The organism is Nostoc sp. CHAB 5715, assembly GCF_020829685.1.
Lineage (GTDB): Bacteria > Cyanobacteriota > Cyanobacteriia > Cyanobacteriales > Nostocaceae > Nostoc.
Map to the genome: position 1 here is coordinate 1 of NZ_JAIVFR010000582.1, position 4,927 is coordinate 4,927.

Here is a 4,927-nt window from a genome sequence, read left to right on the forward strand (position 1 = left end):
TTCGCTTAACCTCGGGCGAGGTTTTAACCAATATTCATTACCCACTCGTACAGAATTCATACCTGTTTTCTGACCGGAGGCGGAGCTTTCCTTGCTCCGCTCCTGAGTTCTGAATTCTTCTTATAAAATCGAATTATGACATAATACTGCATTGAACAACAAGATTTGCGATTCTTGAAAAAGGCGCGAATCTAAGCCTGGTTACAATAACACCAAAAATAGTGCCAAAGAAGCTTAACTCCTTTGGCACGCTTTGTTTATAAGCTATTTATATAGTTTAATTAAGCATATATTTTATCGCTCTATCCTCGGTTTTTAATTAAGATTACTTGCACAATTTGTATTGCTATCTCGCTAGAAACACCTAAAGCTTGATATAAATCATTTAAGAAGTTTTTTTCTTCTTCAGCTATGATACCTTCAGATAGAACTAGATCGGTAGCTACTGCAAAGGCTGCTTCCCGCAAGTCTTGAGATAGAGAATCTTTGGCTGCATTAAATAAACTATTAAAGCCATCCCCTTGGAGAATGCTTAAAATTTTCTCAAACAGTTTGTTCATCATCTCATGGGGATAACTTTTAAAAAGTTTCATCTGAGACAGTACAAAAGTGATAGAATTTGCCTGCTCGACAGAAAGATAACCGTCTGAGGCTGTTGCCATCAAAACAATGACAGCAAAAGCCTCTGCTGGATTGAGTACTGTTTGGGTTTGGCTTTCTGTACCCAACACAGCGTCGAATAGACCCATTGTAGTAACTCCTTGGTTAGAGCCTCAATAGCGCTACAGTTACCTGCATGTTTGGTAGATTTACAGGCAAGACTACAACGCTATGAGACCTTCATGCTTTAGTATTCCCAAGATTTGTTCATGGCGAACACTTGCACCCAATGGTTTTTGGCAATAACTACACTGCCATTTGTAAACTTAGCGTTCTCCTGCCTTTTCTATTGTTTCAATTACCGCCAAACCTATACCAGAAGCTGCTAGTAACAGTACTACTGATATTAAATAGGCGTTGGTCAGCATCCGTAGGGCTTCATCGAAAAAAATATAGGTGGTCATTGCTTCACCTTTTGAAATTTGTGCTGCTAGTACTTTTTATTTCTCCACACACCGATAGGTGAATTTCGCCGAGAAACTGCTAGCAATTGCATCTTAACAAAACTTTAGCTGTTTCAGAACAACATCCAAACTTTTTATTCCTGAAGATTTGATGAATTTTAGAAAGCCTTGGTAAAAGAAATTACTTAAGTTAAGTTTAGAGCAAAAGTTGTGTCACCCTAATTTTACGTAAAGATAGTTGTTAAATTAGTCAACTAACTCACAAATAATCGTGATAATAAGTATCCACAAATAGTCATTAGTCATTAGTCATTAGTCATTAGTCATTAGTCATTAGTCCAAGAGATACCACACCCACTCTTTAACCTGGTTTGAATTAGTCCGATGAAAGACAAAGTTCTTTTGCCTATTCTTCTCTACGAGAGGCTGCACCAACGGCATCGCAATGGACGGAGTATGCACCAATGACCAATACTTCGGCTATAGCAATCCTAAATCATTCGTGAAAAGTTAGATCCCCGACTTCTTAAAGAAGTCGGGGATCTGGACACTGCGAATTTTCACAAATCAGATAGGATTGCTATATACTCAGTACAAGTGACTAATGACTAATGACTATTTAATCAATATCAATAGGATTATTATGATCTTAGTGCATATACGAAAGTCACTCAATTACAATTCCAAAGTTTTACCTAAAAAAAAATTACCTAAAGTAAACAATGTTCAAGTGTCGCTACGACTGATTGAGAAAGAGAGTCAAAGTCGTAACCACCTTCTAAGCCAAACAGAATTTTACGAGTTATCCCTAGACAATAATCAGTAAATAAAGCGTAGTCTTCTGGCTGCAAATTGATACTTGCCAAAGGATCTGCGGCATTGCCATCATAACCAGCACTCACAATCAGCAAATCCGTCTGAAAGTTAGCTAAAAAGGGTATGACCTGTCTTTCAAATAGTGGCTGATATACTGCAATATCACTACCAGGGGGTACAGGTAAATTTAATACATTATTATGAAAGCCGCGTTCTGTCGATCTTCCAGTACCGGGATAGCAGGGATACTGATGTAGGGAACAGTAGGCGATGCGTGCTTGACTTTCGACGATCGCCTGAGTCCCATTACCGTGATGTACATCCCAATCGAGGATGGCGACGCGGTTAATTCCGGGTTGTTCAAGGGCAAATAAAGCTGCGATCGCAGCATTAGAAAATAGGCAAAAGCCCATCCCCGCATCACTTTCTGCATGATGTCCTGGGGGACGTGCTAGTACAAAAGCTGGATTAGCCGACTTTAACACAGCCTCAACACCATCCAACCATGCACTGACTGCCAACAATGCTACATCATAACTACGTGGGGAAACTGGCGTATCTCCATCCAAAGGGCCGCCGCCACTAGAAGCGATTTGCCAAAGTTTTTTGATGTAGGCTGGGCTATGTGCTTTAACTAACACAGACATCAGCGATCGCTGTTCTGATGCTGGTGTAGGCGATCGCCAGTCAATTTTATCTGCGAATGTAGCTGCTTTTAGGGCGGTGGCGATCGCACTTAAACGTTCTGGTCTTTCAGGATGGTATTTTCCAGTCTTGTGATCTAAAAATTCGTCGGAATAGATGACTGGCAGCATAGGACGAAAAAGGTTGACGGCAAGACAATGAATGCTATTGTATCGTTACTGGTACAAATAGTTTTTCTATAAAGAAGGAAAAAAGACTCTTGTCTTGCATTTCTCACAGAATGGCGACTCTTAAGCCCATTCCTTCAATGTATGGGAGGATAGTCGCCCCCGCCGCCGTCCTAAAGTCACTAGTCATTTGTCAAAAAAGATACAAATGACAAATGACAAATGACAAATGACAAATGACAAATGACGCGAAATCCCACTCCTTTTAGGGGTGGGATGAGCTTAAAAGTCCCGCGATGTCTGCGACGGGCTACGCCTACGCAATCCTCATAATCCTTACCTAGAATATGTTTCGGGCATTTTTAAGGGGTTATTTTTTGATGCAGTCTGAAAACCTAGAATCGAGATTTTATAAGGCTTTGAGAATTGTGGTGATAAATCTGGGTTGTCAGCCCAAAAGCATCGCCTGAAACCCTTATTCTTTGGTTAACATCACAAAAGTGAATATATCTTAAGAAGTATTTAAATAAATAGGTACAGCAAATATACTGTTATGAGATAATTCTAACTTTGATAAGTTGTATTTAATAAAGTAAAAATCTCAGCAGATAGGGCTTGTTCCAACTTTGTACTTTGGTCATTAATAGGCAAATTTGATTGCTCTCTCATAATTGATAGATAAATTAGTAAATCAAGAAAACAAGTTCTGCAATATTTATTTATAACGTGTCCACTTTTGCAACTAACCCAGTGCTTTCCTGCTCAATAAGGCCTGAAGACTTGAGGAAGGGATGGGATTTGCTTATCGTAGTTTTTTCCTTCACAGCTACGCTTCATAGTTTTGTGAGTTGAGCAACATGAACGTGGATGGATTTAGCCAGCAGATAGAGAAAATGTACTCACAGATACAGGGGCTGTTGCAATGCTATGCAACCAAGTCAAACTCACAAGAAGAGATAATAACAGAGGCTTTCGAGAAACTCCACACTGCAATGGAAGAACTCTTGACAGCCTCCGAAGAATTAGAAGTAACACGAGCGGCACTAGAGAAAGAACGCCAGCGTTACCAAGATTTGTTTGAGTTCGCTTCAGATGGTTACTTGGTAACTAATGCCGCAGGGACAATCCAAGAGGCTAACCATGCAGCAGCAACCTTGCTCGGTGTCCATCAAAAATATTTAGTAGGTAAACCATTAATTCTCTTTATTGCTCAACAAGATCGCCAGTCCTTCAGCCTTCAGATGAACAATTTTCAAGAGCTAGTGAACTGGGAAATTAACCTACAACCACGGAAAGGAGCGCCTTTCCCTGCTATGATTAAAGCGTCTGCGGTGTACGACTTACAGGGTAAGCAAGTTGGCTCGCGTTGGCTTTTGTGCAACATTAGTCAACACAAACAAGCTGAAGAAATGTTGCACCAAGCTGACGATAAGTTAGAAATACGAATAGCAGAACGGACAGCAGAACTGGTAAAAGCAAATCAGAAATTGCTAACTGAAATTACAGAGCGTAAACGAGTCGAATCACAACTGCTGTACCTTGCGTTTCACGATGCACTGACGGGTTTGCCGAACCGCGCTGCATTTATAAAGCGCCTAAGACGTGCAATCGATTATTCAAAACGGCATTCAGATTATCTATTTGCTGTACTATTTATCGATCTAGATCGATTTAAGTTGATCAATGACAGTCTGGGACACATAAAAGGAGACCAATTTCTGCTTGCTATAGCAGGTAAGCTAGAAGTATGTGTACGCTCCATAGATACAGCTGCACGGCTTGGGGGAGACGAATTTACGATCCTGCTTGAGGGAATCCAGGATGTGTCAGACGCCATCAAAGCGGTTGAGCGGATTCAACAGGAACTAGCGTTACCCTTTGAGCTTGACGGACAAGAAATGTTCACAACGGCAAGTATTGGCATCGCGTTGAGTTCGACAGTAAACTATCAACACCCAGAAGAACTGTTGAGGGATGCTGATACAGCAATGTACCGAGCCAAAGTGCTGGGCAGAGCGCGTTATGAGCTATTTAACTCAGATATGTATGCTAATGTTCTGGCGAAATTGCAGTTAGAGTCCGAGTTACGCCGAGCAATTGAACGCCTTGAATTTCGAGTTTATTACCAACCGATTGTTTCGCTCACCAAAGGCTCTATTTTAGGTTTTGAGGCTCTGTTGCGCTGGCAGCATCCAGAACGTGGTTTGCTTAATCCAGCAGATTTTATTTCCCTGG

At 40.9% G+C, this 4,927-nt stretch carries 4 protein-coding genes; 1 reads left to right on the top strand and 3 read right to left on the bottom strand.

What is annotated here, in order from left to right; all coding sequences use genetic code 11:
* Positions 1-302 precede the first annotated feature (302 nt).
* The 3 genes from LC574_RS26595 to LC574_RS26605 all read right to left on the bottom strand — a co-directional run bounded on the left by LC574_RS26595 (position 303) and on the right by LC574_RS26605 (position 2,695).
* Positions 303-749, bottom strand: coding sequence for a tellurite resistance TerB family protein (locus tag LC574_RS26595; RefSeq protein WP_229456589.1), 447 nt, complete (start codon positions 747-749; stop codon positions 303-305).
* 177 nt (positions 750-926) lie between these two features.
* A complete protein-coding gene (locus tag LC574_RS26600; RefSeq protein WP_181374005.1) occupies positions 927-1,064 on the bottom strand; it encodes a hypothetical protein in 138 nt (45 codons plus the stop codon).
* A 710-nt stretch (positions 1,065-1,774) separates the two neighbouring features.
* A complete protein-coding gene (locus tag LC574_RS26605; RefSeq protein ID WP_229456590.1) occupies positions 1,775-2,695 on the bottom strand; it encodes a histone deacetylase in 921 nt (306 codons plus the stop codon).
* An 854-nt stretch (positions 2,696-3,549) separates the two neighbouring features.
* Between LC574_RS26605 and LC574_RS26610 the strand changes: the two genes are divergently transcribed.
* Positions 3,550-4,927, top strand: a 1,378-nt coding sequence (locus LC574_RS26610; protein WP_229456595.1) for a GGDEF and EAL domain-containing protein, incomplete at its 3' end; no start/stop codon positions are given.